Genomic DNA, 25,852 nt, shown 5'->3' on the forward strand with positions numbered 1-25,852 from the left:
TGCCCGCTCGCCCTGCTCGGCAGCGCCTTCTATCCGGTTCTTGTCCATCGGCTCGCAGATTACGATCCACGCTTCCTTCCCACGCTCGGTCACCCTCACGCAGTTGCGCTTCACTTCGTTCGCTGTGATCAACTCACGACGGGACTTGCACCCGCAGGAGTGCGCCCGTGCCGGGCGCACATAAAAAAATCCCGCGCCAGTGTGGCACGGGATTGAAAGTCCCATCGTTGCGATGGGTCAGGGAGGGTCAAACATTGTCAGCGGGGGACGCTGAAGCAACGACTGCAGTATAGGTGTTCAGTCGCCGGCGCGTCTGTGGTGCGTGTTGCCGCTTTTCGTGACCGAATGTGACCGGTGGTTCAGTGCTGCGAACGACCGGATTTCTGTCTCCAGTGGCGTAGCGCAAACCACACGAGCGTGCATGGCACGGCAATGGCCAAGGCTTTCACCAGATCCAGGCGTCCCTCGCTGAGCAGATCCCAGGCGAGTACGCCAACAAAAATTCCGGTTCCTTCGGCGATCGGGATCCTCGTCGGGCGAAGTGCCATGGTGTTCAACCGTGTGTTTTTTCAGAGAAAAAAACAAGAATTGGAATGGGGGGGGCGGGGAGGGGGCGGGGAATGGAAAGGTCAGCGATCGTGAGCAGCACGTCGCGCAAAACAGCAGATATCTGAATGAGCAGCAGCATGCGGGAGCGTTCCACCGGTCTGATCATCAAGGCGCCGATCTTAGTACACGGCCTTGGGGGGGGTTTAGTACTTTCGTCAGGGTTGTGTGACGCTCTGTAACAGAGGCCAGCTCAGGGTGAAGCGTGCGCCGCCGAGTGGCGACTCGTCGGCAAAGGCGCTGCCGCCGTGCTGTTCGAGAACGAGGCGGACGATGGCCAGACCCAGTCCGTGGCCGCCGGTCGCGCGGTCACGCGAGCGGTCGAGCCGGGTGAAGGCGGTGAACACGCGCTGACGTTCGTCCGGAGGGATGCCGATTCCGTCGTCGTCGACGTGCACCCGGATATTCTTGCCGACGACCTCGGTGCTGACGACGATTCTGCTCCGCGTGTATTTGAGCGCGTTGCGCAGCAGGTTGGTTACCGCATACGGCATGCTCTTCAGATCGAGTTCCACTTTCTGGTCTTCCGGCAGGCTGCTGGTGTCGATCGAGATGTCGAGGTTACGGCCGAGAATGCGCACCGATTCGACTTCATCCGCCAGCCAGGAGGCGAAATCGACCGAGGTGAGGTGCGGCTGCGGCTGCTCCCGTTCGAAGCGCGAATAGGCCAGACTGGACTCGATGAGTTCGTCGAGTTCGTCGAGATCCTCCTCCATCATCTGCCAGAGCCGTTCCCGCTCATCCTTTTCCGGTGTTTCGGCCAGCATTTCGAGGGCGAAGCGCATGCGGGCGATCGGCGTCCGCAGTTCGTGCGAAATGGCGGACGAAAGCTCCTTCTGCGTGGCGATCAAACGCTGGATACGCTCGGCCATCCCGTTCAGGGTTTCGGTGAGCAGATCGAATGCGCTGCTTCTGGCCTCCGGCGCGCGTCGTTCGAAATTGCCCTCGCCGAGTGCACGTGCCGTCTTGCGCAAGGCCTCGAGGTCGCGCCAGACCGGGCGGACCCAGAACCAGACGGCGATGGCGAGGAACAGTCCGATCAGGCTCCAGGTGAGCAGCCGGATGCGCAATTCAAAGGGCAGCGTGCGCGGTTTTTCGGGGTTGCCGTCGGGACGGATCGGCCCGACGACGAGAATCTGCGGGGTCTGCTTCAGGCGGTGGTAGATGATATCGCCTTCGGAGTCGACCACCAGTTCGCCGGCATCGAGCTTTTCTGCCTGCTTGGGTTTGAGCTTGAGGGTCCAGCGCTCGACGATGTCGATCTTGTAGGCGAACTTGGAGTCCAGTTCCTTGATGATATCGGTCCACTCGCCGCGTGGCTTGCGGAACAGCGCATCCTCGACGAGCACGATCGTGCCTTGCATGAAGCGGCTGGTGTAGTCGTCGGTGATGCCCTTCAGGGCGGACGAGATGACGAAGTCGGCGACGAAGGCGATGACCACGAACGAGCCCATCACCAGCAGGTAAAAGCTCAGGAACAGGCGCGACAGGCTGTAGCCGCCGCGCCAGGGCGAGTGCTTGTTGCGCCCGAGAATGCTCAGCAGGCTGCTTTTGCTGTCGCTCGTGTTATTGCCAGTCATGCTTGCTGAACAGGTAGCCCTTGCCGCGAACGGTCTTGATACGCGTCGGATTCTCGGGGTCGTCGCCCAGCTTGCGCCGCAAGCGGGAGATGCGTGCATCGATGGAGCGGTCGAGCCCGTCGAAACCGATGCCGCGCAACTGTTGCAGGAGATCGTCGCGCGACAGGATGTTTCCGGCATGCTTGGCCAGCAGCCAGAGCAGGTCGAATTCCGCGGTCGTCAGGTCGATGATTTCGTCGCCGAGATAGGTGCTGCGCGTTGCCTGGCTGATGCGGAAGTTGCCGAAGGAGAGTTCCGCACTGTCGCCGCTCTCGCTTTGTTCTTCCGCAGGGGCGGCGCCGGGCGTGCGTCGGAGCAGGGCCTTGATCCGCGCGAGAAGCAGGCGGGGCTGGACCGGCTTGGATAGGTAATCGTCGGCGCCGAGTTCGAGGCCGAGAATCTGGTCGAGGTCCTCGTCGCGAGCGGTGAGCATCAGGATAACGCCCAGGTATTTGTCGCGGACGGCCCGACAGACCTCGAATCCGTCCTTGCCGGGAAGCATGATGTCGAGGATGACGAGGTCCGGATTGTCGTTCAGGATCCGCGTCTCGGCCGTATCGCCGCGCGCCTCGATGGTGACCTCGAAATCGTTCTTCTGCAGGTATTCAGCGGTCAGTTTGGCCAGGCGGTCATCGTCCTCGACCAGCAGGATGCGTGTTTTCATGGCGTTGTGATGACGTTCCGAAAAATGGTTCGACAAGATGATACTCGATGAATCGCATCGTACTTCGAATGCGCAGAGAAAACTGGTTGGGCGCTGATAGAATCCTCTGCGTTTTTTTCTGGATTTCCATCATGCGCATTTCCCCTCGGATGGTTTTCGGTGCACTGGCCGTTGTTTCTCTCGGGTTGCTCGGGGCCGGTTTGACACTTGGTGAGTGGTTCCGGCTGCAGCCGTGCTATTGGTGCAATTTCCAGCGGCTGATTTACCTCGTTCTGGCATTCGTCGGTGTGTGCGGCGTTTTGAAACCCGATTGGGCGAAAACGTGGAGCGTGCTGGCGGTTGTTGTCGCCGTTGGCGGCGTCCTCTCCGCCGGCAAGCAAAGCTGGATGCAGTTCGCGCCCGAGGATGCGATCGAATGCGGCTTCGGTGATCCGACCCTCGTCGAGCGGATCGTCGACTGGCTGGGCAACGTGTGGCCGTCGATGTTCATGGTTACCGGGCTGTGCAAGGAAAAGGACTGGGTTTTCCTCGGCCTGTCATTGGCCAACTGGTCGATGCTGTGCTTTCTTCTTCTGGCGGCCTTCTTTGTGTGGTTCCTGCGGGCACGGTGCGCCGACGGCGGGCGATTGAAGTAGCAGGTAGCGCGCCGGTCGGTGCATCGTAATGGTGCGCCGGCCGTTGCGCTGTGGTGCATTCGTCGAGCCCGCTCCCGGATGTCCGGGATAAGCCTGTGAAAATGGTCGGGCGCGTTGTTTGCGTCGCGATGCCTTGGGGTTCGTTCCCCGTTGTCTCGCTGTGGTTCGTAAACCGTTGATTCGGTATCATACGCAGCTTTTCTTGGTGCCTGTTTTTCCCTCCGGGAGATCTTTGATGAAAACTACCATTGCGGCAAAGCTTCGTCGGCTCGTGGTGATGTCTGCTTGTGTTCTGGCAGCCGGCGGCGCGACCGCACAGGATGCCGGTGTTCTCAATATCTACAACTGGGCGGATTACATCGCGCCGGACACGGTCAAGAACTTCGAGAAAGAAACAGGCATCAAGGTCCGCTACGACTTGTTCGACAGCAACGAATCGTTGCATGCCAAGCTGGTGGCCGGTAATTCCGGTTACGACATCGTCGTTCCCGGCTCGCATTTCGCCAAGCAGCAGATTGCGGCGGGCCTGTTGCAGAAGCTCGACAAAAGCAAGCTGCCGAACCTGAAGAACCTGGATCCGGCGATTCAGGCGCAGCTCGCGAAGATGGATCCGGGCAACGACTATCTCGTCGACTGGCTGTGGGGCTATACCACGGTCGGGGTTAACGTGGATAAGGTCAAGCAGGCACTCGGTGGCGGGGAGCTGCCGGAAAATGCCTGGGATCTGCTCTTCAAGCCCGACTATGCCAGCAAGTTGAAGAAGTGCGGCGTCGCCTTCCTCGACTCGGCCTCGGAGGTGATGCCGATCGCGTTGCATTACATCGGCAAGGATCCGTACAGCAAGGACAAGGCGGATTATGCCGCGGCGGAAAAGATGCTCAAGACGATCCGTCCGCACGTGACGCGCTTCGTCGGTTCGGGATCCGACTACATCGACCAGCTGGCCAAGGGGCGCATCTGCGCCGTGCTCGGCTGGTCCGGAGACATCATGATTGCCTCCAACCGTGCCGTCGAGAACAAGACCCAGCAGAACATCAAGGTGCTGGTGCCGAAGAGTGGCGGATTGCTGTTCTTCGACGTGATGGCGATCCCCAAGGATGCGAAGAACGTCGAGAACGCGCACAAGTGGATCGACTACATCATGCGCCCCGAGGTGCATGCCAGCCTGACGAACACCGTTTTCTTCGCCAATCCCAACAAGGCGTCCTTGCCGCACGTCAAGCCGGAAATTGCCAGGAACGAGGCGGTGTTCCCTGCGGCGAGCGTGCTCGAGTCGATGCTCGCTCCCGGTGTGCCGGATCAGGCGACGCGCCGGCTGATCACCCGTACCTTCACCAACTTCAAGGCCAATCGTTAGCACGGCAATGAGTACTCCGTTTCCCATTCCCGACGATCCCGGCTTTCTCCAGATCAAGGAGGTCGTGAAAGATTTCGGCGCGGTCAGGGCGGTAGATTCCGTCAGCCTCGATATCGCCCGCGGCGAGATTTTTGCCCTTCTCGGGTCGTCCGGGTGTGGCAAGACGACGCTGCTTCGGATGCTGGCGGGGTTCGAAACGCCGACCTCCGGGAAAATCATCCTGAACGGCCATGATCTTTCCGGACTGGAGCCGTATCGCCGGCCGATCAACATGATGTTCCAGTCGTACGCGTTGTTTCCGCACCTCTCGGTATGGGACAACATCGCGTTCGGCCTGCGGCGCGACGGCTTGCCGAAGGATGAAATCGCCGGGCGCGTGGAGAGCATGCTGCGGCTTGTCAAGCTGGAAAAGTTCGGCAAGCGTAAGCCGCATCAGCTTTCCGGCGGCCAGCAGCAACGCGTTGCCCTCGCGCGCAGCCTCGTCAAGCGGCCGCAGCTGCTGTTGCTCGATGAGCCACTGGGGGCGCTCGACAAGAAACTGCGGGAAGAAACACAGATCGAACTGGTCAACATCATCAAGGACGTCGGCGTGACCTGCGTCATGGTGACGCACGATCAGGAAGAAGCGATGACCATGGCCGACCGGATCGGCGTGATGGACGAGGGGCTGCTGTTGCAGGTCGATGTGCCGAACGAACTCTACGAGACGCCGAACAGTCGTTTCGTCGCGGACTTCATCGGCAACGTCAACCTGATGGAGGGGGTCGTCATCGACGATCAGCCGAGTTCGGTCACCATCGAATGTGCCGACTGCGTGCACTACGTCGGTCACGGCATCACGGGCCACGTCGGCTTGCCGGTTACGGTCGCGCTGCGGCCGGAAAAGATCTACCTGAGCCGCGAAGAGCCCGAAGGCGAACACAATCGCGTGCAGGGGGTCGTCGAGGAAATGTCCTACTTCGGCAGCTACAGCGTGTATTTCCTGCGACTTCCCAGCGGAGCCAAGCTCAAGGTCAGCGAAGAGAACGATCAGCGTCATCGCGAAAGCAAGCCGACCTGGGACGATACGGTCTGGGCCAGCTGGCCGCCATCGGCGCAAGTCGTGCTGACGCATTAAGGGAGGTGCCGGCATGCCCTTTCTGACGGGTTCCTGGCGGCCGCGCTCGCGGGTCGCGGTGATCGGCATCCCCTTCTTCTGGCTGTCGATCTTTTTCCTGCTGCCCTTCCTGCTCGTCTTCCGCATCAGTCTGGCGCAGATGGACGGGGCGCTGATCACGCCGTTGCTGACGCTGTCGGACGGGGTGCTGACCCTGCAGCTCCACCTCGCCAGTCTCATTCAACTGGTTACCGATGATCTGTACGTCGCGACGTATTTCGTCTCGGTCAAGTATGCGCTCGTCACCGCGAGCTTTTGCCTGCTGATCGGCTATCCCTTCGCCTACTTCATGGCGCGCAGCGAGCGGCGCTGGCAGCCGGCGTTGCTGATGGGCGTCATGCTGCCGTTCTGGACCAGCTTTTTGATCCGCGTTTACGCGTGGAAGAGCCTGCTGGAGCCGAACGGCTGGGTCGGGGCGCCGATTCACGCGCTGGGGATCGACGAGGTGCTCGCCTTCCTCGGGATGATTCCGTCACCCGACCAGCTGATGTACAGCCCGTTCAGCCTCGTTCTCGGCATGGTTTATACCTATCTGCCGTTCATGGTGCTGCCGCTGTACGCCACCCTGTCGAGGATGGACCTGCGCCTGATCGAGGCCGCGCAGGATCTCGGGGCGACGCCGTGGCAAGCCTTCTGGCGCATCACCGTGCCGCTGTCGCGTTCCGGCATCGTTGCGGGATTCATGCTGGTGTTCATCCCCTGTGTCGGCGAGTATGTGATTCCGGAGCTGCTCGGCGGCCCGGAGACCTTGATGATCGGCCGTGTGCTGTGGGACGAGTTCTTTTCCAACAACGACTGGCCGATGGCCTCCATGGTCGCCGTGGTGATGATCCTCGTCATCATCGTGCCGCTGGCCATCTTCGGCCGCAACCAGGTACAGGCGCAGGAGGGATGATGCGATCGGACAAGAAATCCCGCCTGTTTTCCCGGTTCTGGATGGTCGCGGTCTTCGGCTTCCTCTACCTGCCGATCGTGTCGCTCGTCGTCTACAGTTTTACGGAGTCGAGCGTCCCGAACGTCTGGGGCGGATTCAGCCTGCGCTGGTACCGGGCGCTCCTCGTTGATAGCGATCTGAAGGAAAGCCTCTGGCTGTCCCTGAAGATCGCGACCTCGACGGCGACTGCCGCGGTGATCCTCGGCAGCCTCGCAGCCGCCTCGCTGCACCGCTATCCGCGCTTTTTCGGGCGCACCTTCTTTTCCGGCATGGTCAGCGCACCGCTGGTCATGCCGGAGGTCATCGTCGGCCTGTCGTTGCTGCTGATGCTCGTTTCGATGCAGCGGTTGCTCGGCGTGCCGGACCGCGGGATGGTCACCATCTGGCTGGGGCATCTGCTGGTCGGCATGGCCTACGCCACGGTGGTCATTCAGGCGCGTCTGCGCGACCTCAATCCGCAACTCGAGGAAGCGGCCCAGGATCTCGGCGCGAAGCCCTGGCAGGTATTTTTTCTGGTGACGATCCCGATGATTGCGCAGGCGCTGCTTTCCGCCTGGCTGCTGACCTTCACCCTGTCGCTCGATGACGTGGTGTTGTCCGCATTCCTGTCCGGGCCCGGCTCGACGACCATGCCGCTGGTGATTTTCTCGCGGGCGCGGCTCGGGCTGAATCCGTCGGTCAATGCGATCGCAACGGTCGTCGTGGTCATCGTGGCCATCGGGGTGACGATCGCCAGCTACGTTCTGGCGAAACAGGAACGCAGACGATCTCTGGAGGCTGCGGCCGCGCAGCGCCCCGGTTGATCGAATGAAGACCGAGGGCGTTACCGTTGCGGTTGGCCCGTAATTTTCAACAACGCAGATACGACTTGAGGAGGGGAGATGGCGCTGTTTCTGAACGAGGACGATGTCCGCCAACTGTTAACCATGCCGATGACCATCGATGCGGTCGAGGAGGCGCACCGCGAGCTTGCGCACAACCGGGCGATCGACATCCCCCGACAGCGCACCCGTCTGCCGCAGACGGCTCTGCACATCCTGCAAGGCGCGCTGCCCGGCCGCGACGCGATCGGTTACAAGGCGTACACCAGCAACCGCTCCGGCATCCGTTTCCTGGTCCACGTCTTCAGCGCGGCCAGTGGCTCGCTGCGTGTGGTGATGCAGGCCGATTACCTCGGCATGATGCGTACCGGCGCGGCTTCGGGCGTGGCGACCAAGTGGCTGGCCCGCCCGGACGCCGAGGTCCTTGGCGTCTTTGGCGCTGGCTGGCAGGCGGAGGGCAACATCGAGGCTGTCGCCGCTGTGCGCAAACTGAGCAAGGTAAAGGTGTTCGCGCGCAACGCGGAACGCCTCGCGGCGTTCTGCGCCCGGATGTCGGACCGTCTCGAAATCGACGTCGTTCCGGCAGCGTCGGCCGAAGACACAGTGCGTGGCAGCGATATCGTCAGCACCATCACCACGGCCAGTTCGCCGTTGTTCGATGCCGCCTGGTTGTCGCCCGGAACGCACATCAATGCCGCCGGATCGAATTCGCTGATTCGCCGTGAAGTCGGCGAGGATGTGCTCAAAATCTGCAAGCCGATCGTAGTCGATAGCGTCGATACGGCGCTCAAGGAAGCGGGCGACCTGCTGCCGGTGCTGGAGAAGGGCCGTCTCAATGAGCGCCAGCTGGTCGAGCTCGGCGACGTGATCGTCGGCAGCCATCCCGGCCGCGCGAAGCCCGAAGACATTACCCTCTTCGAATCGCAGGGCATGGCGATTCAGGACATTGCCGTCGCGGTGCGCCTTGAGGCGCTCGCTCGCGAGCAGGGGATGGGGGTCGAGTTGCCTTATGGTGATTAGGGCGATTAAGAAACGGGCAAGCGCCTGCGCTGACGATTGACGGCGCGCGCGTCTTGCCATGACAATGCGCCACGGTCCCGCAGCAGGAAATGGCGGGGTAACCGACTTTACACGAATTCATCGACGGGGGAGTTTGTGGCCAGGGGACTGAGCGAAGCGCTCGAAATTGCCGTGCGGACCGATCCGGGGCTGGTTCGCGGGCTCAATGAAGATTCCGTCTTCGCCAATCCTGTTCGCGGCCTGGTGATCCTGGCCGACGGAATGGGCGGCTACAACGCCGGTGAGGTCGCCAGCGGAATGGCGACTTCGTTTCTGGCCTCGGCGCTCGAAACCTCGTTTTTTGACACGCCGTCCGCTGCCGGGAGCGGAGTGAATGCTCCGGCGTTTGCCAGTACCTGCCTACGGGAAAGCATCGAGAAGGCGAATACGGCAATCTACAACGCGGCAAGCTGCGAGCCTGACTTTGCCGGGATGGGGACGACGCTGGTGAGCGCGCTCTTCCATGACGGCCGCGTGACCGTGGCGCATGTCGGCGATTCGCGACTGTATCGCCTGCGCGACGAGGCGCTCTGCGTGATGACCCGCGATCATTCACTGCTGCAGCAGCAGATCGACTGCGGAATGATTACGCCGGAAGAGGCTCGCTTTTCCCAAAACAAGAATCTGGTGACACGGGCCCTGGGCGTCGATCCGGCGGTCGATCCCGAGATCAACGAATTCCCGGTGCTTCCGGGCGACCTCTACCTGTTCTGCTCCGACGGCCTGAACGACATGCTGCCGGACGAAGAGATAGCCCTGGCGCTGCAGATGCTCTCGGCCAATCCGGAACTGGCGGCCACGCAACTCGTTCAGATGGCCAACGACAACGGCGGGCGGGACAACGTGTCGGTCGTCGTCGTCAAGGTCCTGCAGCCGTTTTGAGGAACAGGTGAAAAAACAATGGCAAAACTGATTTTGAGCATGGACGGCCTGGTTCTCAAGGAGATCACGCTGACCAAGGAACGGACCACCATCGGCCGGCGCCCGAGTAATGACATTCAGATTGACAACCTGGCGATCAGCGGCGAGCATGCCGCGGTGGTGACCATCCTCAACGATTCCTTCCTCGAGGATCTGAACAGTACCAACGGCACGCTGGTGAACGGGCAGCCGGTGAAGAAACATTTCCTGAAGAACGGCGATGTTGTCGAACTCGGCAAATACAAGCTCAAATACATCGCCGAGCAAGCCACGTCCACCGCGGAAGCGGATTTCGAGAAGACCATGGTGCTGCGCCCGGGCGAGGGGCGTCCGGTGCCAACGATCGTTGCGGAGTCAAGCAGCTCGGGAGGCCACACGTCGTCGGCGCCGCCGGCAACCCCATCGGCCGTTGGCGCGATTCAGGTGCTCAACGGCGCCAATGCCGGGCGTGAGCTCGAATTGACCAAATCGTTGACGACCCTGGGCAAACCCGGTGTCCAGGTGGCAGTGATCGCCCGGCGCCCGCAAGGGTATTTCATCACCCACGTGGAAGGGCCGACCTATCCCTCCGTGAATGGCCAGCAGCTTGGTACGCAGGCGCATCCGCTGGCGGATCACGACGTGATTCAGATTGCCGGCATAAAGATGGAGTTCTTCCTGAAAAGTTGAGGGGTGGTCGGGGATTCCTGCCGTTCCGGCTGTGAAATAGTTCCTGTAGCCTCGGCAACTGATGGGCTAGGATTTTCCACATCATAATCGGGGGGTAATCGGGAAACGATGAAAGTCCGGGTCCTTGGGTGCAGTGGTGGTATTGGTGGCATTGGCGGCGGAAACTGGCGAACCACATCGTTCCTGGTCGACGACGATATTCTGATCGACGCCGGGACGGGGCTTGCCGAATTGTCGCTGCCGGAACTGGCGGCGATAGATCACGTTTTCATTACCCACTCGCATCTCGACCATATCGCGGCACTGCCGCTGATGATCGATGCCGTGGCTGACCTCAGGAAAACTCCGGTGACCGTGCATGCGCTGGCCGCGACGCTCGAGACGATCCGCAGCCACGTCTTCAACTGGGCGATCTGGCCGGACTTCAGCGAAATATCGGTTCGCGACCGGCAGATCCTGCAGTATCGGCCGATTACGGTTGGACAGACTACGGTGCTGGCGGGGCGCAACATTACCGCCTTGCCGGCGGAGCATACGGTTCCTGCGGTCGGGTATCACCTTGATTCGGGGCAAGGAAGCCTGGTATTTACCGGGGATACGACGGTTAACGAGCAGCTCTGGCCGATCGTTAACCGGATCACCAATCTACGCTATCTGCTTGTCGAAGCGGCTTTCTCCGACAGCGAAGAGATCCTGGCACGTGTTTCAAAACATCTGAGCCCGCGCTTGCTGCGTGCTGAACTGGCCAAACTGGTTTCACCCGTCGAGGTTCTTGTGACGCACCTGAAGCCCGGACAGGCGGCGGCGATCATCGACGAGATTGCCGATGGTGCCGGCAAGCGTCCGGGAATATTGCGGGATGGGCAGGTCTTTGAGTTTTAGGATGCCGGGAATGCGCCAGCCGTTCTTTTTCCGGTTCGCGCGGAGCTTTTGTCCGTGAGTGTTTCTGCCGATCTCTCCCAACGCTACGAGCAACTCAATGAAATCGGTGCGTCGCTGTCGAACGAGCAGAACATCGGACGGCTGCTCGAAAGCATCCTGCTGGCCGCGAAGGCCATCACGCGCGCCGATGGCGGCACCTTGTACCGTGTCAGCGAAGACCGCCAGTCGTTGCGTTTCGAGATTGTCCGGACCGATTCGTTGAAGCTGGCTTTCGGCGGGGGGGCCGGCGAGCCGATCTCGGCGCGATTCCCCGACCTGCCGCTTTTCCACGCGGATGGTGCGCCGAATACCCACCTCGTGGCGGCGTATTGCGCACTCCAGGCGCGTACCGTCAGCGTTGCCGACGCCTACACGGAGGCAGGGTTCGATTTTTCCGGGACGTGCAGTTTTGATCAGGTCACCGGCTATCGTTCGCAGTCGTTCCTGACCGTGCCGATGAAGAATCACGAGAACGAGGTCATCGGCGTTCTGCAGTTGATCAACGCGATCGATCCGGTGACCGGCGCGGTGTGCGCCTTCTCTGATAGCGACCGGCGCCTCGCCGAGTCGCTGGCTTCGCAGGCGGCGGTGGCGCTGACCAATCGCCTGCTCGTCGGACAGCTGGAGCGGCTTTTCGAGTCGTTCATTTCGCTGATCAACCTGGCGATCGACGAGAAGTCCCCCTACACCGGCGGGCATTGCCAGCGCGTTCCAGCGCTGACCATGATGCTCGCAGACGCCGTCTCGGCGGTGCGCAGCGGGCCGCTGGCCGACTTCGTCATGACCGACAAGGATCGCTACGAGCTGAAGATCGCCGGTTTGCTGCACGACTGCGGCAAGATCACCACGCCGGTGCACATCGTGGACAAGGCGACCAAGCTGCAGACGATCTTCGATCGCATCGAGCTGATCGATACCCGCTTCGAGGTCGTTCGCCGGGATGCCGAAACAGCAATGCTGCGGGCTGTTCTCGCCGGCGCCGACAAGACCGTGGCCGAACGCGAATTCGGCGAAATACTGCAACGGATCGCCGAAGACCGCGCCTTTCTATGGCAGGTCAACAAGGGTAGCGAAGCCATGCGGCCGGAAGATCAGGTGCCTGTGCGACAGATTTCGCGGCGCTACCGCTGGGTCAATCCGGAGGGCGAGGAGGTTGATTTCCTGACCGACGACGAGATCGAGAACCTGACTATCCGCTACGGAACACTGACACGGACGGAGCGCGAGACGGTCAACCATCATATCGTCGCGACCAACAGGATGCTCGAGTCGCTGCCGTGGCCGATGCATCTCCGGAACGTTCCGGAGTATGCCGGCGGCCATCATGAGCGGGTCGATGGCCGGGGTTACCCGAAGGGCTTGACCGGGGCGCAGATGTCGTTGCCGGCGCGGATCATGGCGGTTGCCGACATCTTCGAGGCTCTCACGGCCCGTGACCGCCCGTACAAGCCCGGGATGAAACTTTCGGAGGCGATGCACGTGCTGGAAAACCTGAGCCGCAACGGGCACATCGACCGCGACGTATATGACGTCTTCGTCGCGCAGAAGATCCACTTGAAGTACGCTTGGCAACATCTTGATTCCGACCAGATCGACCTCTTCGGCTGAAAGTCCGTGGTAGCGGTGACGCGGTAGAATTGTGATTTTTTCGCAGGCAGGCTCATGTATCTGATCGCTCCCAGCATCCTTTCCGCCGATTTCACCCGGCTCGGCGAAGAAGTGGTCGACGTCATCGCCTCAGGCGCCGACTGGATCCATTTCGACGTGATGGACAACCACTACGTCCCCAACATGACCATCGGTCCGATGGTCTGCAAGGCGATTCGTCCGCTGACCCAAGCGGTGATCGATGTGCACCTGATGGCCAAGCCGGTGGATAAATTGATCGTCGATTTCGCCAAAGCCGGGGCGAACGTCATCACCTTCCACCCGGAAGCCTCGGATCATGTCGACCGCAGTCTGTCGATCATTCGCGAACACGGCTGCCAGGCCGGTCTGGTGTTCAATCCGGCGACGCCGCTGCACTACATGGATTACGTGATGGACAAGCTCGACCTCGTCCTGCTGATGGGGGTCAATCCCGGCTTCGGCGGTCAGAAGTTCATCCCGTCGACGCTGACCAAGCTGCAGGAAGCGCGGGCGCGGATCAAGGAGTACGAGCTGGAAAGCGGTCGCCGGATCCGCATCGAGATCGACGGCGGGGTCAAGGTGGACAACATCGCCGCGATCGCGCTGGCCGGCGCGGATACCTTCGTCGCCGGTTCGGCCATTTACGAAGCCGGTCAGGAGGACGGCCCGCACCGTTACGATTCGGTGATCGCCGCCATGCGCGCGCAACTGGCGCGGGTGTGACATGCCGGAGGCGACGTTGCCCGGCGATCAGCCTGGCCGTCACCTCCTTACCGGGGCAAGGTCGCCCGACGTAGCGTCAGCCTGGTTCGTGCTCTTGCACCGAACTGCAGGAATCCGGTTGCAATAAAGGGAGTTTTCTATGGACCTGTCTGGCCCGAACACGATGGAACTCGTGGCAACCGTAGTATTCGCGATCGCCGTGGCGCATACCTTCTCGACGAAGATCTTTGCCCGCATGGCGCGCGTCCAGCCGCAGCATGCCGGTTTGTGGCACTTGCTCGGCGAAGTCGAGGTCGTTTTCGGCTTCTGGGCATTCATGCTGATGGCGACGCTGTACATCACCCTCGATTCGAGCACGGTGATCAAGTACCTCGATGGGCTCAATTACACCGAGCCACTCTTCGTGCTGGCGATCATGGTCATCGCATCGACGCGTCCGGTATTGAGCGCCGTGGCGTCCTTCGTCAAAGGTGTGGCCCGGCTGATGCCGATACCGAAGGAGCAGGCGTTCTATTTCCTCTGCCTGAGTCTGGTTCCGCTGTTCGGCTCGTTCATCACCGAGCCTGGCGCGATGACGTTGGCGGCCCTGCTTCTGCGCGACGTGTATTTCAAGAGCACGCTGACCGAGCGGATGAAATACGCCACCCTGGCCGTGCTGTTCGTCAATATCTCCATCGGCGGAACCTTGACAAATTTCGCGGCGCCGCCGGTGTTGATGGTGGCCGCCAAGTGGGATTGGAGCACGCTGTTCATGCTCACGCATTTCGGCTGGCGCGCGGCCATTGCCGTATTGATCAATGCGGCGGGCATTACCTGGCTGTTCCGGGAGGAGTTGCTGGTCAAGGCGCGGATCAAGGCGGACGAGGAGAGAGTTGCTCCGCCAATGGTGGTGAGCGCGATCCACATCCTGTTCATGGTCGGCGTGGTGTTCTTTTCGCATCACCCGGTGATCTTCCTCGGCATCTTCCTGTTGTTCCTCGGCTTTACGGAAGCGTACAAGCGCCACCAGCACGAGAAGCTCTTCCTGCGCGAAGCCCTGCTGGTCTCGTTCTTCCTTGCCGGTCTCGTGACGCTCGGCGGTTTGCAGAAATGGTGGCTGGAGCAGGTGCTGGGCGACATGTCGCCGACGCTGATCTACTTCATTTCGACCGGCCTGACGGCGATTACCGACAACGCGGCGCTGACCTACCTGGGGTCGCTGGTGTCGGGGGGCAGTGAGCAGTTCAAGTATGCCCTCGTCGCCGGGGCGGTTACGGGCGGCGGCCTGACGGTCATCGCTAACGCACCGAATCCGGCGGGCCTCTCGATCCTGAAAGATTCGTTCCGCGACCAGGCCGTGAGCCCGGTGCGGTTGTTTCTGCATGCGCTGCCGCCGACCGGCATGGCGATGCTTGCGTTCTTGATCCGCTAGGTCGCCTACCCCCTTGAAGGGCTTCTGTATGCACACATCGTGATGGCAACGGACTTGTGTAAATGCTGTAGCCCTTGAAGTGCGAGGAGTCAATGCGTAGGGCATTCATGCGATCGCCCTGCATGGAAGCGCTTGCTTCCTGCCGTTCATGTTGATTCAGCGTAACATTCGCTGCTTCGTCACCATTTCGGCGCCCGATTCGCCGCTTTTGTCCCCCATGTTTTCCGTATTTGCGAAGCGGTTCTTCGTCCTTTTTTCCGGTTTGTTCATCATGGCTTTCGGCGTTGCCCTTTCGGTCAAGGCCAACCTGGGCACCTCGCCGATTTCCAGCCTGCCTTATGTGCTCAGCCTCATCTTCCCGTGGTCGATGGGGGTGTTTACGATGGTCATGAACTTGCTGCTGGTCTTCTCGCAGGTCTTTTTGCTCAAGCGTGACTTCCGCCTGACGCAACTTCTCCAGATTCCAATTGTGTTGCTGTTCAGCTTGTTTACCGACTGGACTCTGGCGCTGGTTTCAGCACGTCACTACGTCACCGGATATCCGCAGCAAATGGCGTTGTGCCTCTTCAGTGCCCTGGTCATTGCCTTTGGCGTGTGTCTGGAAATCAAGGCGAAGCTGTCGTACATGGCCGGGGAGGGAGTCGTTGTCGCGGTCGTTCGCGTGTTCAAACGCGAATTCGGCAAGGTCAAGATCGGCCTCGACTGCACGTTGGTATTGCTTGCGCTTGTTTGTTCGCTGACCATGCTGCGCGAGGTGCGTGGTATCCGCGAGGGGACGGTGTTGGCGGCGCTTCTGGTCGGGTTCTTCATCAGGCTGTTCAATCGCCATCTGAAATTCGTCGATACCTGGGTCGGTACCAGCGTCCCGGCGAGTGAGAAGGAAGCGCAGCCGGTGGCCGTTGAGAAATTTGTCGTGACCATCGCCCGGGAATACGGTAGCGGAGGTCACGCGATCGGGGAAATTGTCGCGCGAAAACTGGGTGTCCCGTTTTACGACAAGGAACTGGTCGCGTTGTCTGCCGCCGAGGCACGGCTGTCTCCTGACTATGTCGAAGCGCACGAGCAAAAGCTGACGAGCGGGTGGCTGTACGAGTTGTACAGCCAGAACTACGCGTATGCCGATGGAGAGACTCCGCCGCTCGACGCGTTGTTCCTGGCTCAGGCGAAGGTTGTGCATGAGCTTGCGGAAAAAGAGTCGTGCGTCATCGTCGGGCGCAACGCCGAATCGATTTTGCGTGGGCGCCCCAACTGTCTGAGCGTTTTCATCCACGCCGCCCGTCCGGCGCGGATCGAACGAATCATCGGCGATTACGGTATCGAGCGTGCGCAGGCGGAGCGGGAACTGGATACCCGCGACCGGGAACGTGCGAATTACTGCGAGCATTTCACACACCAGAAATGGGGCGTGATGGGAAGCTACGACCTCTCCATCGACAGTTCGCGGTTCGGCATCGAAGGTTCAGCCGATCTTGTGGTCGCGGCGGTGCGTGCCAACGCGCCAGCGGTCGTCCGTTGAGGAATGCCGGATACCCGTGGCTATAATCGCCTGGTCATTGATCAATGATTTTTTGACGACGCAGAAGGAAACATGAAATCACTCAATTTTATCGGCGGTGAAAAAGGTGGCGTAGGCAAGTCGGTTGCAGCCCGTGTCCTGGCGCAATACTTCATCGATCGCGAACGTCCGTTCACGGGCTTCGATACCGATCGCTCGCATACATCCTTAACCCGCTTCTATGCAGACTATGCCTCTCCCATCGTCGTTGATAGCTACGACGGGCTGGATCAGGTCGTCAGCGTTTTTGAGAGTGAGGCAGCAGACGGAAAACAGGCGAGCGTGATTGTTGACCTTGCCGCGCAAACGGCTGCGCCGTTGGCGCGCTGGATCAAGGATTCCGACCTCGTCGCGCTGCTCGCGGAGATGGATGTGGCAGTCAATTTCTGGCATCTGGCCGATGCCGGAAAAGATTCAGTCGACTTGCTGGACCGTCTTCTTGCTTCCTATGGAGAAGGACCGAATTATTTTGTGGTGAAGAACGAGGGGCGTGGTTCCGATTTCACGTTGCTGAAGCGCCAGCGCGTGAAGACCTGGCTGAAGTCCGTTTACTCCACCTTCGACACGCTGCCGCTTTAAGCACATAAACCGCCGGGATTCGTCATCCCGGCGTAGACCAAAAACCAGAAAATTCAACGAACCGGACCCCGACCCCCGCCGGGTTGACTGCTTCTTCAGCGCTTCTCTCTTTCTCTGGCAGCCGGCTCCAACGCGCCGCGCGACTTCGTTCCCTCTTGTATCGCCGCCGGCCAGGCAGATGTGGCTGTCCCGCGAACAATCCTGAAAACGAAATCTATCGATTGGAAGAAATAATCGATTGGACGCTATGGGTCATTGTTCCGATGATGCCTCACAAGCGGTTCGAGCCAAGGAGTTCGATACCGTAATAACCATATACAGGAGGTTCCGATGAAGCTACTCAATGCAGCCGTTGCCACGCTTGCTGTGACTTTTTGCGCAGCGCCTTCCTTTGCGGCGGATGATTCGTATCCCGAAAAGGACATCAACTTGATCGTCGGATTCGCGGCCGGAGGGGGGACCGATACCTTGGCGCGGTTGATTTCTCCGTATGTCGAGAAGAATCTGAAGGGGGCGAAGATCGTCGTGAAGAATGTGCCGGGGGCCGGCGGGTTGATTGGCACCACGCAAGTCGCGAAGGCAAAACCCGACGGCTACACGATTGGTTTGTTTACCTTGCCGGGAACGGTAGCACGGACCCACGATAGGAAGACGGAGTATGGTGTCGGCAGCTTCACCTACATCGCGAACATCGTGAATGACCCAAGCGTCATCGTCGTTAACAAGGCATCGAACGCCAATTCGCTTGCGGACCTCGTGAAGCAGGGCAAGCAAAGTCCCAATGGCGTGACGGTCGCGGTATCGACCATGGGCGGGGATGACCAGTTCGTCATGATGGCGCTGGGAGAGCAGAGCGGGATTCGCATCGACTATGTGCCGTTCAAGGGAACGGCCCCGGCCCGGAGCGCCCTGATGGGAGGACACGTGGATTCATCGGCGATGAACCTCAGCGAGGTGATCGGTTTCGAGGACGAATTGAAAACGCTTTGCGTGGCACAGAAGGAACGTTCACCGCTTGCACCGAATATTCCGACAGCCAAGGAGCAAGGATTCGATATCAAGATGGGAACCACGCGCGGCTTCGTTGCGCCGGCGGGGCTGCCCGATGCCGTGCGTGAGAAACTGATCGCCGCGTTCAAGGCGGCTTATGACAATCCGGAGTTCCAGAAGGCGATGAAGGCGACAGGTGCACAGCTCGAGTACGTCGGTGGCAAGGACTACGAGGAGCAGACGAAGCAGCAGGACGCGATTGCCAAGAAAGTATGGGAAACCAACCCCTGGAGCAAATAAGCCTAGCATTTTCGGTCGGCTGGATGCTGGATTCAATGCGTCTGTCGTGGGTCCCCTCGACGGGCAAGGGATGAATCGCCACGGCGAGCCAGCACACCGGGCACCGAACAGTCTTCAAAAAGACTGAATAACAATAAAGCGCTATTTGATGGCCTCGACTGCAATCGAGTCGGGTGCTTTACAAAGTCTGAGTCTGGAAAACATGGAGGGGCAACGTATGAAATCCAACACGTACCGGTTGGCGACGAGTCTCGTACTCGCCTTGGCATTGGCACCGCTCGCGGCACGCGCCGCGTATCCCGAAAAACCGATCACGATCGTCGTCGGCTATGCCGCCGGCGGCGGTACCGACATCCTCGCCCGGACAGTCGCGCCTTACGTCGAAAAGTATCTCGGCGGCAATGCAAAGCTGGTGATCAAGAATGTCCCGGGCGCCGGGGGGCAAATCGGCTTTACTCAGGTCGCAAGCGCCGCGCCTGACGGCTACACCATCGGGACGTTTAACCAGCCAGCCGCGGCGGCCATGACCCTTGACCGCAAGGCCGACTACACGATGGACAGCTTTACCTACCTGGTCAATATGGTGGAAGACCCCAGTACCCTGGTCGTCCAAAAGGATAGCCCGATCAAATCCGTCAGCGACCTGGTTGCGGTCGCCAAGAAGGAACCGGGTTCAGTTACGGTGGGGTTGGCCTCGCTGGCAGGAAACGATCATTTTGCCGCGCTGGAATTCGGTAAGAGCGCAGGTGTCGAGTTGGCACTGGTGCCGTTCAAGGGCGCAGCGCCGGCCCGCTCGGCGCTGATGGGCGGGCACGTCAAACTCGGCACGATGGCGTTCAGCCAGACGACCGGTTTCGATGAGGAGTTGCGCGTGATCGGCGTGTTCTCCGCCGAACGTCTGCCCCAGGCGCCCAATGTTCCGACCGTCAAAGAGCAGGGCTTCAACGTCGAGATGGGTTCTCTGCGCGGATTCGTCGGGCCAGCAGGCTTGCCTCCTGAAGTCGCGAAGAAGCTCACGACGGCCTTTGAATCCGCGTTTGCTGACCCCGCGCTTAAATCTGCTCTGGAAAAACAGGGCGCGCCATTGCGCATGGTTTCGGGGGCTGCCTACAAGGCGCTCAGTCAGCGCCAGTCCGCGGTTGCCAAGGAGATCTGGGAGCGGGTGCCGTGGAAATAACCGTGGGTCGGTATCGAATCAAAGGGTCTTGCCATTCTCAAAACAGAGGGAAAAACGAAAATGAAGTCTGATGGATTGAGCCGTTTGTGGTCTGCCGATGCGACGAGCGGTGTTGTCTTGATCGGCATCAGCGCCTATCTCTTGCGCGATGCCCTCAAGATGCCCGGGGCCTCCGGCATGCTCCCGGTCTTCATGCTGGTGCTTTCCATTGTGCTGTCGGTCATCTTGGTGGCGGGAAGTATCCGGCGACGGCTTGACGGTGAGGCGGCCAAGGCGTTTTTTCATGACAAGAAACGCTTCTTCATCGCGGCCTCGCTGGCCTGTGTGTATATCCCTTGCGTGGACTTTCTCGGGTTCTACACCTCGAGCACGATCCTGATTCCGCTGACCGCTTGGCTCTTCGGTTATCGCAACGTCAAGGTCATCACCGCCGCGACCGTGGGGTTCGTGGGTGGGATGCTGGGCATTTTTACGCTGGTGATGAGCGCCAATTTCCCCGCTGAATTCTTTCTTCGCTGAACGAAGGGCTAATCATGTTTGATCAATTGTTCGGTGCGCTGCCGCAGGTTTTTGCGCTAGCCAATTTCTTCGCCGTCATCGTCGGCGTGATTGCCGGAATCCTGGTCGGGGCACTACCGGGGTTGAGCGCCACGATGGCGATATCGGTCCTCGTTCCCTTCACCTTCGGCATGGATCCGCTGGTGGCCTTGGGTATGATGGCCGGCATCTACAACGGTGCCATGTACGGTGGCGCCATTCCGGCCGTTCTGTTGCGCATCCCCGGTACGCCGGCGGCGGTGGCAACGACGCTCGACGGCTACCCGCTGGCGCAGGCAGGGAAGGGCGGGTACGGCTTGCAGGTGGCACTCGTGTCCTCCGCCATCGGCTCGCTGGCCAGCGCGCTGGCGCTGATGCTGCTGGCACCGCCCCTGGCCAAGCTGACGCTGATGTTCGGCCCGCCGGAAGTCTTCTGGATCGCGATCTTCGGCTTGACGAGCATCGTCTTCCTGGTCGGCGGAAACGTGACCAAAGGGCTCTTGAGCGCCTGCTTCGGCGTGCTTCTGTCGCTGGTCGGCGCCGACTCCATTACCGGCAACGATCGATTCACCTGGGGCAACCTCCACCTGCTCGATGGAATCAACGTCGTCGTTGTTCTGGTGGGCTTGTACGCGATGCCGCCGGCCATTTCCTTGCTCGAAGAAATCATGCCGGAGGCGGCCAAGTCCTCCATGCGCTTGCATACCGAGAGCATCTGGAAGGCACTCCCCAGTATGTTCGGTTTCTGGAAGACGTGGCTGCGCGGCTCGATCTACGGGATTCTCGTCGGCATCCTGCCCGGTGCGGGCGGGTCGATGGCGGGTTTTCTCAGCTACAACGAAGCGCGCAGTAATTCCAAAGACCCGGACAGCTTCGGCAAGGGCAACCCGGAGGGTGTCGCGGCATCGGAAGTGGCCAACAACGCCGATACCGCCGCGGCGATGATTCCCGCGCTCACGCTTGGCATTCCGGGCACCTCGGTGGCGGCGGTAATGCTTGGCGGCATGATGATTCATGGCCTGCAACCCGGCCCGATGCTGTTCCGCGAGCATCCGGACGTGGTCTACGGCTTCATGTGGCAATTCCTGGCCTCGGGGATTCTGCTGTTCTTCCTCGGCGGTTCCCTGGCGACGAATGCCTTTGCCCAGGTCTTGCGCTTGCCGCGCCAGTTGCTCGGCCCGATCATCATGGCGCTGATGGTGGTTGGCGTGTTCATGATCCACGAATCCATGTTCGACGTGTATCTGATGCTCGGATTCGGCCTCATCGGCTACGCGATGGATCGGTTGAAGTTCCCGATGGCTCCGGTTGTGCTCGGTCTGATCCTGGGCGAATTCGCCGAAGGCAATCTCCGCCTGGCGTTGCGCATGAGCCGCAATGACTGGTCGATCCTGTGGAGTCGCCCGATATGCCAGATCATCATCGTCTTTACGGTGTTCATCATCGTCTGGCCGATGATCAAGAAGATGCTGGCGAGCCGGAAGCGCCGGGGTAACGACACCTTGGCAGCAGCGACGGAGAAGTAAGCCGGACGAAAAACGAGGTCCGCCGCGGGCATGCGTCTGCAACGCCCGCGGCTTTTTTTCGCTGTAAATATCCTGGGGAGGATGAAATTGAAGCAACAATCGACTATTCGCTGTGCCGCGGTGGCTGGAAAACTGCTTGTCTCGTGCGCCGCAACCATGAGCCTTTTGGGCTGCGTTACCGCCGACTCCATTGGGCAGGCCGTTCCCTTTTCGGCTGGCGTCGGCAGACCGACGATCAGCGTGCCGCCCAACGCGACCGACACGCACCATCATATCTACGACGCCCGCTTTCCTGCCGATCCGAAATCGACGTTGCGGCCGCCCGATGCAACAGTCGCCGACTACAAGCTGCTGCAAAAGCGGCTCGGTACCTCGCGCAACGTCATCGTGCAGCCATCGACCTACGGGGTGGATAACCGCGGGTTGATCGCTGCCCTCAAGGCGTTCGGGCCGGAAGCGACCCGCGGTGTGGCCGTCGTCAATGACCGGGTTGCCGACTCAGAGCTCAAGGAACTGAATGCCGCGGGCGTACGAGGCATTCGCTTCAACTTGTCGGTGCCCGGCGGAGCAGCCACTCTGGATATGGTTCTTCCGCTTTGTAAACGGATCAAGCCCATGGGGTGGCATATCCAGGTGGTGGCGAAGCCGGAGACGATCGCTGCGAACGCCGACATCTGGAACAAGAGCTCGTGCCCGATCGTTTTCGATCACCTCGGACATGTTACGGAGCTCAACGATCCGGCGATTGGGGTGATCGTGAAACTCATGCAGCAGAAGAAAGCGTGGGTGAAACTGTCTGGTGCGTACATCCGGTCCAAGGTGGGGGCGCCTTCGTACTCTGACAGAGCGCCGATCGCCAAGGCTTTCATCAAGGCCGCGCCGGATCAGGTGGTCTGGGGGAGCGACTGGCCGCATCCCACGTCCAAGCCGGACAGCAAGCCGGATGACGCGATTCTGTTGAGTCTGCTGGGCGAATGGGCCGGAAAAGATGCTTTGATCAAGCGCATCCTGGTCGACAACCCTGCAAGGCTCTACGGGTTCTGATCGATTGGCGGGAAATCCGGCAATACGCCGGGTTTCTCTTGTCTCCGCTCGTTGTCCCCCGCTGACTGATTCAGTCCCCTACGCGTCGCCGTCCAGCCCGATCGAGTGCGGGAAGAGTTCGATCAATCGCCGCGCCGCGGGCGGGAGGTAGCCACCCTCTCGATAGGTGACGACGAGCCGGCGGCGCATGCTGAGCTCGCTGACCGGGACCTCTTTCAGTCGAGCGGCCTCCGGATTCGATTCGAGGTGCAGGCGCGAGATGAAGCTGAGCAGTCCTGTTTCGGCTATCAGCGCGGGCAGCATCAACAAAGTCGTGGTTTCGACCTGTACCTTCGGGCGCCGCAAGTGGTGCTGATCGAAGGCACGGTCAAGCCAGTCGCGGGTTGGTGCGCCCGGCGGTTGCAGTGCCCAGGGGTAGCGGCAAAGATCCTCCAGTGTCGGCTCGTGGAGAAAGATCTCGTGGTTGGCCGCGGCAGACACCACGATCATGTCTTCCGTGAGGATCTGGGAAACCAGCCCCTCTTCCGTGCTGCTTTCGGTCCCTACGATCAGATCCAGCTCGCCTTGCAGCAATTGTTGCTTGAGGGAGGTGGAAAGCGCGACGACCGTCCGCAAGGTGACCTTGGGTGACTCTGCCAGCAGCTTTTGTACGGCCGGTGGCAACAGGAACTGCGCCGCCGTCGGCACGATCCCGATGCGTATATGACCGGTCACGCCGCCGCACAACTCCTTGATTTCCCGTTCGGCATCTTCGGCCTGGGAGCGCAGGCTTCGCGCCCACTTGAGCAGCACCTTGCCTGCAGCCGTCAGGCGAATACCGCGCCCCGACTTTTCGAACAGCGGTGCGCCGCAGGCCTCCTCCAGCCGGCGCAGGCAGCCGGTCAGTGCCGGCTGGGTACGGTGAAGAATGTCCGCAGCCCGGCCGACATGCTCCAGTTCTGCAATGGTTTCGAAGTAGCGAAGGTCGCGCAAGTCCATGGGAAGGTGTCGCGTTGGTGATTGTCTGGAAGTTGTTTCGGAGTCCGTTGGCAGATTACCAAAGAACGGTCATTTCTCCGCAGCTTTCCACGAGGGACAACCGGCCGCATCGAATTCGAACCGGTTTCGCTGGCGAAAGCTGTCGACCTCGGCGGCCATGCTGTCGATGAACGCGGAAACCGACGGGCGCTTCAGGGACGACACCCGCACGACGATCCCGATTTCCCGCATCAGCGGACGACCCGGCAAGGGGAAAACCTTGACCGTCGGCGTGGCGGCGAGCGGGATCAGTTCTCCGGGAAGAATCGACCATCCCAACCCTTCGCCGACCACGTTCATGATTGCCAGTGGTTCGTCCAGTTCGAGCGTGTCTCGCACCGAGAGGTTGTTCTGTTTGAGGTAGCGATCGACCATCTGCCCGCCGTGGGAGGTGCGGTTGTAGCGGACGAAGGAGAGACCGCCGGGAAGCTCGTTGAGCGCGAGCGATAGCCCTGCGGGTGCGATGACGACAAAGGTTTCCTGCATCAGCGGTATCCACCGCAGATCGGGAGGGATGCCCAGTCGGGGTTTGATGATAATGGCGATATCGATCTCCCGAGCATCAATCTGCATGAGCAGTTGCGTCGACATTCCTGGAACGATATTGAGCCGAACGTCCGGGAAATCCTGGCGAAAGCGGAGCAATGCCTTGGGCAGCAGGGTCATCTGGGCAGTTGAAATCGCGCCGATGTCGATGGGCCGGGTATCCGGCCGGTCGCCGGACCCCTTCATCCGATTGAACAGGTCAAGCAGCTGCATCGCTTCAGGCAGGAGGCGTAGCCCGGCCTCGCTGATGGTGACGGACTTGCCGTTGCGTTCGAATAGCTGGCAGCCGAGATCGTCTTCCAGTCTTCGGATCTGAGTGCTGACCGCCGACTGGGTCAATCCCAGGCGCGCGCCAGTCGCCGAAAACGATGATGCTTCGGCGGCAACGACGAAGGTCCGCAGGTATCGGATCATATATAAAAAATATCGATTACGAGTAGAAGAGAAATTCGTTTCATATTAGAGAAGCGGATATATAGAATCAACCCCGACATATGGTCAGATCGTGTTTTTCCGCCAGATGATTGCGTCCTCTATCGGGTGTCGGGGAAATCGCCTTCACGATGGGGCCAAGGCCTGTACAGGGCTGCTTGGCATTTTTTCTGGTAACAGCTAAGGAGCAAATGACTTGGAACTCGGAATCAAGGGAAAGACCGCGCTGGTGTTCGGTGGCGCAGGCGGGCTGGGTGGGGCCATCTCACAGGCACTCGCTGCCGAAGGCGCCAATATCGTTCTGGCGGATATCAACGCCGAGGCGCTGGCAATAGCGGCGGAGAAATTGCAGAGTACAGGCGTGCAGACCATGGCAATGACATGGGATCTGGCTGACCTGTCGGTGATCGATGCCACTATCGGCGCCATCGAAGATCGCTTCGGAGGCGTGGATATCCTGGTCAACAATACCGGCGGACCACCTCCCACCCCGGCCGCCGGGCAGTCGCCCGAGTTGTGGTCCAAGCATTTCCAGGCGATGGTGCTGTCGGTGATCGCGATTACCGACCGGGTGCTTCCGGGAATGCGGGCGAGGAAATGGGGGCGGATCGTGACCAGCACGTCCTCCGGCGTCATCGCGCCGATTCCCAACCTGGGTGTCTCCAATGCCCTGCGCATGTCCCTTGTCGGCTGGTCGAAAACGCTAGCGCGCGAAGTCGGCGGCGATGGCATCACCGCCAACATCGTCTTGCCGGGCCGTGTCGCAACGGCGCGGATCACCTTCCTCGATGAGCAGAAGGCCAAGCGGGAAGGCCGGACAGTTGCCGAGGTTGCTGCGGAAAGCACGGCGTCGATCCCGCTGGGGCGTTATGGCCGTCCCGAGGAATACGGCTCCGTCGTTGCCTTCCTCGCCAGTCAGCAGGCCGGTTATATGACGGGCTCGGTGATCCGGGTCGATGGCGGAATGATTTCGAGCATCTGAAATACGGCAAAACCAGGTGCTTGCATGCATGCATCCGGGCAT

26 protein-coding genes are annotated in these 25,852 nt (G+C 60.5%); 20 read left to right on the forward strand and 6 right to left on the reverse strand.

All coding sequences use genetic code 11. The features are described 5' to 3' along the window. Positions 1 to 359: 359 nt before the first annotated feature. From BO74_RS10995 to BO74_RS11010, 4 genes are all read right to left on the reverse strand, one after another. Positions 360 to 548: a hypothetical protein gene (locus BO74_RS10995; protein WP_496442304.1), complete on the reverse strand. Its 189-nt coding sequence runs from the start codon at positions 546 to 548 to the stop codon at positions 360 to 362. Between the two features lie 5 nt (positions 549 to 553). Next, positions 554 to 688 (reverse strand): hypothetical protein, encoded by a 135-nt coding sequence (locus tag BO74_RS11000; protein ID WP_496442305.1) that lies wholly within the window; start codon positions 686 to 688, stop codon positions 554 to 556. Between the two features lie 76 nt (positions 689 to 764). Next, entirely contained in the window at positions 765 to 2,186 is a 1,422-nt protein-coding gene (locus BO74_RS11005) for an ATP-binding protein (RefSeq protein WP_496442307.1), read from the reverse strand. Continuing rightward, positions 2,173 to 2,889, reverse strand: a complete 717-nt coding sequence (locus BO74_RS11010) for a winged helix-turn-helix domain-containing protein (protein WP_496442309.1) — start codon at positions 2,887 to 2,889, stop codon at positions 2,173 to 2,175. The genes BO74_RS11005 and BO74_RS11010 overlap by 14 nt, the downstream gene beginning before the upstream one ends. Before the next feature lie 131 nt (positions 2,890 to 3,020). On the opposite strand from BO74_RS11010, the gene BO74_RS11015 reads away from it, so the two are divergent. The 19 genes from BO74_RS11015 (at position 3,021) to BO74_RS11105 (ending at position 22,833) form a co-directional block, all read left to right on the forward strand. Then, entirely contained in the window at positions 3,021 to 3,524 is a 504-nt protein-coding gene (locus BO74_RS11015; RefSeq protein ID WP_496442311.1) for a disulfide bond formation protein B, read from the forward strand. A 235-nt stretch (positions 3,525 to 3,759) separates the two neighbouring features. Then, positions 3,760 to 4,881 carry a polyamine ABC transporter substrate-binding protein gene (locus BO74_RS11020; protein ID WP_496442313.1) on the forward strand — a complete coding sequence of 374 codons (1,122 nt, stop codon included), beginning with the start codon at positions 3,760 to 3,762 and terminating at the stop codon, positions 4,879 to 4,881. 7 nt (positions 4,882 to 4,888) lie between these two features. Continuing rightward, the gene (locus tag BO74_RS11025; protein WP_496442315.1) at positions 4,889 to 5,998 is read left to right on the forward strand and encodes an ABC transporter ATP-binding protein; all 1,110 of its coding nucleotides are present in this window, start codon (positions 4,889 to 4,891) and stop codon (positions 5,996 to 5,998) included. A 13-nt stretch (positions 5,999 to 6,011) separates the two neighbouring features. After that, positions 6,012 to 6,932, forward strand: a complete 921-nt coding sequence (locus BO74_RS11030) for an ABC transporter permease (protein ID WP_496442317.1) — start codon at positions 6,012 to 6,014, stop codon at positions 6,930 to 6,932. Continuing rightward, the gene (locus BO74_RS11035) at positions 6,932 to 7,774 is read left to right on the forward strand and encodes an ABC transporter permease (protein ID WP_496442318.1); all 843 of its coding nucleotides are present in this window, start codon (positions 6,932 to 6,934) and stop codon (positions 7,772 to 7,774) included. The genes BO74_RS11030 and BO74_RS11035 overlap by 1 nt, the downstream gene beginning before the upstream one ends. Positions 7,775 to 7,852: 78 nt before the next feature. Continuing rightward, a complete protein-coding gene (locus tag BO74_RS11040; RefSeq protein ID WP_496442320.1) occupies positions 7,853 to 8,812 on the forward strand; it encodes an ornithine cyclodeaminase family protein in 960 nt (319 codons plus the stop codon). 135 nt (positions 8,813 to 8,947) lie between these two features. Continuing rightward, positions 8,948 to 9,733, forward strand: a complete 786-nt coding sequence (locus tag BO74_RS11045) for a Stp1/IreP family PP2C-type Ser/Thr phosphatase (RefSeq protein ID WP_496442321.1) — start codon at positions 8,948 to 8,950, stop codon at positions 9,731 to 9,733. A gap of 18 nt (positions 9,734 to 9,751) precedes the next feature. Then, on the forward strand, positions 9,752 to 10,441 hold the full coding sequence (locus tag BO74_RS11050) for an FHA domain-containing protein (RefSeq protein WP_496442323.1): 690 nt from the start codon (positions 9,752 to 9,754) through the stop codon (positions 10,439 to 10,441). A 108-nt stretch (positions 10,442 to 10,549) separates the two neighbouring features. Next, on the forward strand, positions 10,550 to 11,323 hold the full coding sequence (locus BO74_RS11055) for an MBL fold metallo-hydrolase (RefSeq protein WP_496442325.1): 774 nt from the start codon (positions 10,550 to 10,552) through the stop codon (positions 11,321 to 11,323). 54 nt (positions 11,324 to 11,377) lie between these two features. Beyond that, a complete protein-coding gene (locus BO74_RS11060) occupies positions 11,378 to 12,970 on the forward strand; it encodes an HD domain-containing phosphohydrolase (protein WP_496442327.1) in 1,593 nt (530 codons plus the stop codon). Between the two features lie 54 nt (positions 12,971 to 13,024). Further along, positions 13,025 to 13,714, forward strand: a complete 690-nt coding sequence (gene rpe, locus BO74_RS11065) for a ribulose-phosphate 3-epimerase (RefSeq protein ID WP_496442329.1) — start codon at positions 13,025 to 13,027, stop codon at positions 13,712 to 13,714. 139 nt (positions 13,715 to 13,853) lie between these two features. Beyond that, positions 13,854 to 15,125 carry a putative Na+/H+ antiporter gene (locus BO74_RS11070; protein WP_496442331.1) on the forward strand — a complete coding sequence of 424 codons (1,272 nt, stop codon included), beginning with the start codon at positions 13,854 to 13,856 and terminating at the stop codon, positions 15,123 to 15,125. Between the two features lie 217 nt (positions 15,126 to 15,342). Continuing rightward, a complete protein-coding gene (locus BO74_RS11075; RefSeq protein WP_496442332.1) occupies positions 15,343 to 16,641 on the forward strand; it encodes a DUF6198 family protein in 1,299 nt (432 codons plus the stop codon). A gap of 72 nt (positions 16,642 to 16,713) precedes the next feature. Further along, entirely contained in the window at positions 16,714 to 17,259 is a 546-nt protein-coding gene (locus BO74_RS11080) for a P-loop NTPase family protein (RefSeq protein ID WP_496442334.1), read from the forward strand. A 330-nt stretch (positions 17,260 to 17,589) separates the two neighbouring features. After that, a complete protein-coding gene (locus tag BO74_RS11085) occupies positions 17,590 to 18,549 on the forward strand; it encodes a Bug family tripartite tricarboxylate transporter substrate binding protein (protein WP_496442336.1) in 960 nt (319 codons plus the stop codon). A gap of 148 nt (positions 18,550 to 18,697) precedes the next feature. Then, on the forward strand, positions 18,698 to 19,726 hold the full coding sequence (locus BO74_RS11090; protein WP_496442337.1) for a tripartite tricarboxylate transporter substrate binding protein: 1,029 nt from the start codon (positions 18,698 to 18,700) through the stop codon (positions 19,724 to 19,726). 117 nt (positions 19,727 to 19,843) lie between these two features. After that, positions 19,844 to 20,245: a tripartite tricarboxylate transporter TctB family protein gene (locus BO74_RS11095; protein ID WP_496442339.1), complete on the forward strand. Its 402-nt coding sequence runs from the start codon at positions 19,844 to 19,846 to the stop codon at positions 20,243 to 20,245. A gap of 14 nt (positions 20,246 to 20,259) precedes the next feature. Then, entirely contained in the window at positions 20,260 to 21,789 is a 1,530-nt protein-coding gene (locus BO74_RS11100) for a tripartite tricarboxylate transporter permease (protein WP_496442341.1), read from the forward strand. Between the two features lie 87 nt (positions 21,790 to 21,876). Continuing rightward, complete coding sequence (locus BO74_RS11105) at positions 21,877 to 22,833, forward strand: amidohydrolase family protein (RefSeq protein WP_496442343.1); 957 nt, start codon at positions 21,877 to 21,879, stop codon at positions 22,831 to 22,833. A 78-nt stretch (positions 22,834 to 22,911) separates the two neighbouring features. On the opposite strand, the gene BO74_RS11110 is transcribed toward BO74_RS11105, so the two are convergent. Then, entirely contained in the window at positions 22,912 to 23,811 is a 900-nt protein-coding gene (locus tag BO74_RS11110; protein WP_496442345.1) for a LysR substrate-binding domain-containing protein, read from the reverse strand. A 69-nt stretch (positions 23,812 to 23,880) separates the two neighbouring features. Then, positions 23,881 to 24,810: a LysR substrate-binding domain-containing protein gene (locus BO74_RS11115; RefSeq protein WP_496442346.1), complete on the reverse strand. Its 930-nt coding sequence runs from the start codon at positions 24,808 to 24,810 to the stop codon at positions 23,881 to 23,883. Between the two features lie 214 nt (positions 24,811 to 25,024). Between BO74_RS11115 and BO74_RS11120 the strand changes: the two genes are divergently transcribed. After that, positions 25,025 to 25,810, forward strand: a complete 786-nt coding sequence (locus tag BO74_RS11120) for an SDR family oxidoreductase (RefSeq protein ID WP_496442348.1) — start codon at positions 25,025 to 25,027, stop codon at positions 25,808 to 25,810. Positions 25,811 to 25,852 lie beyond the last annotated feature (42 nt).

It is taken from the genome of Propionivibrio pelophilus DSM 12018 (genome assembly GCF_059569095.1).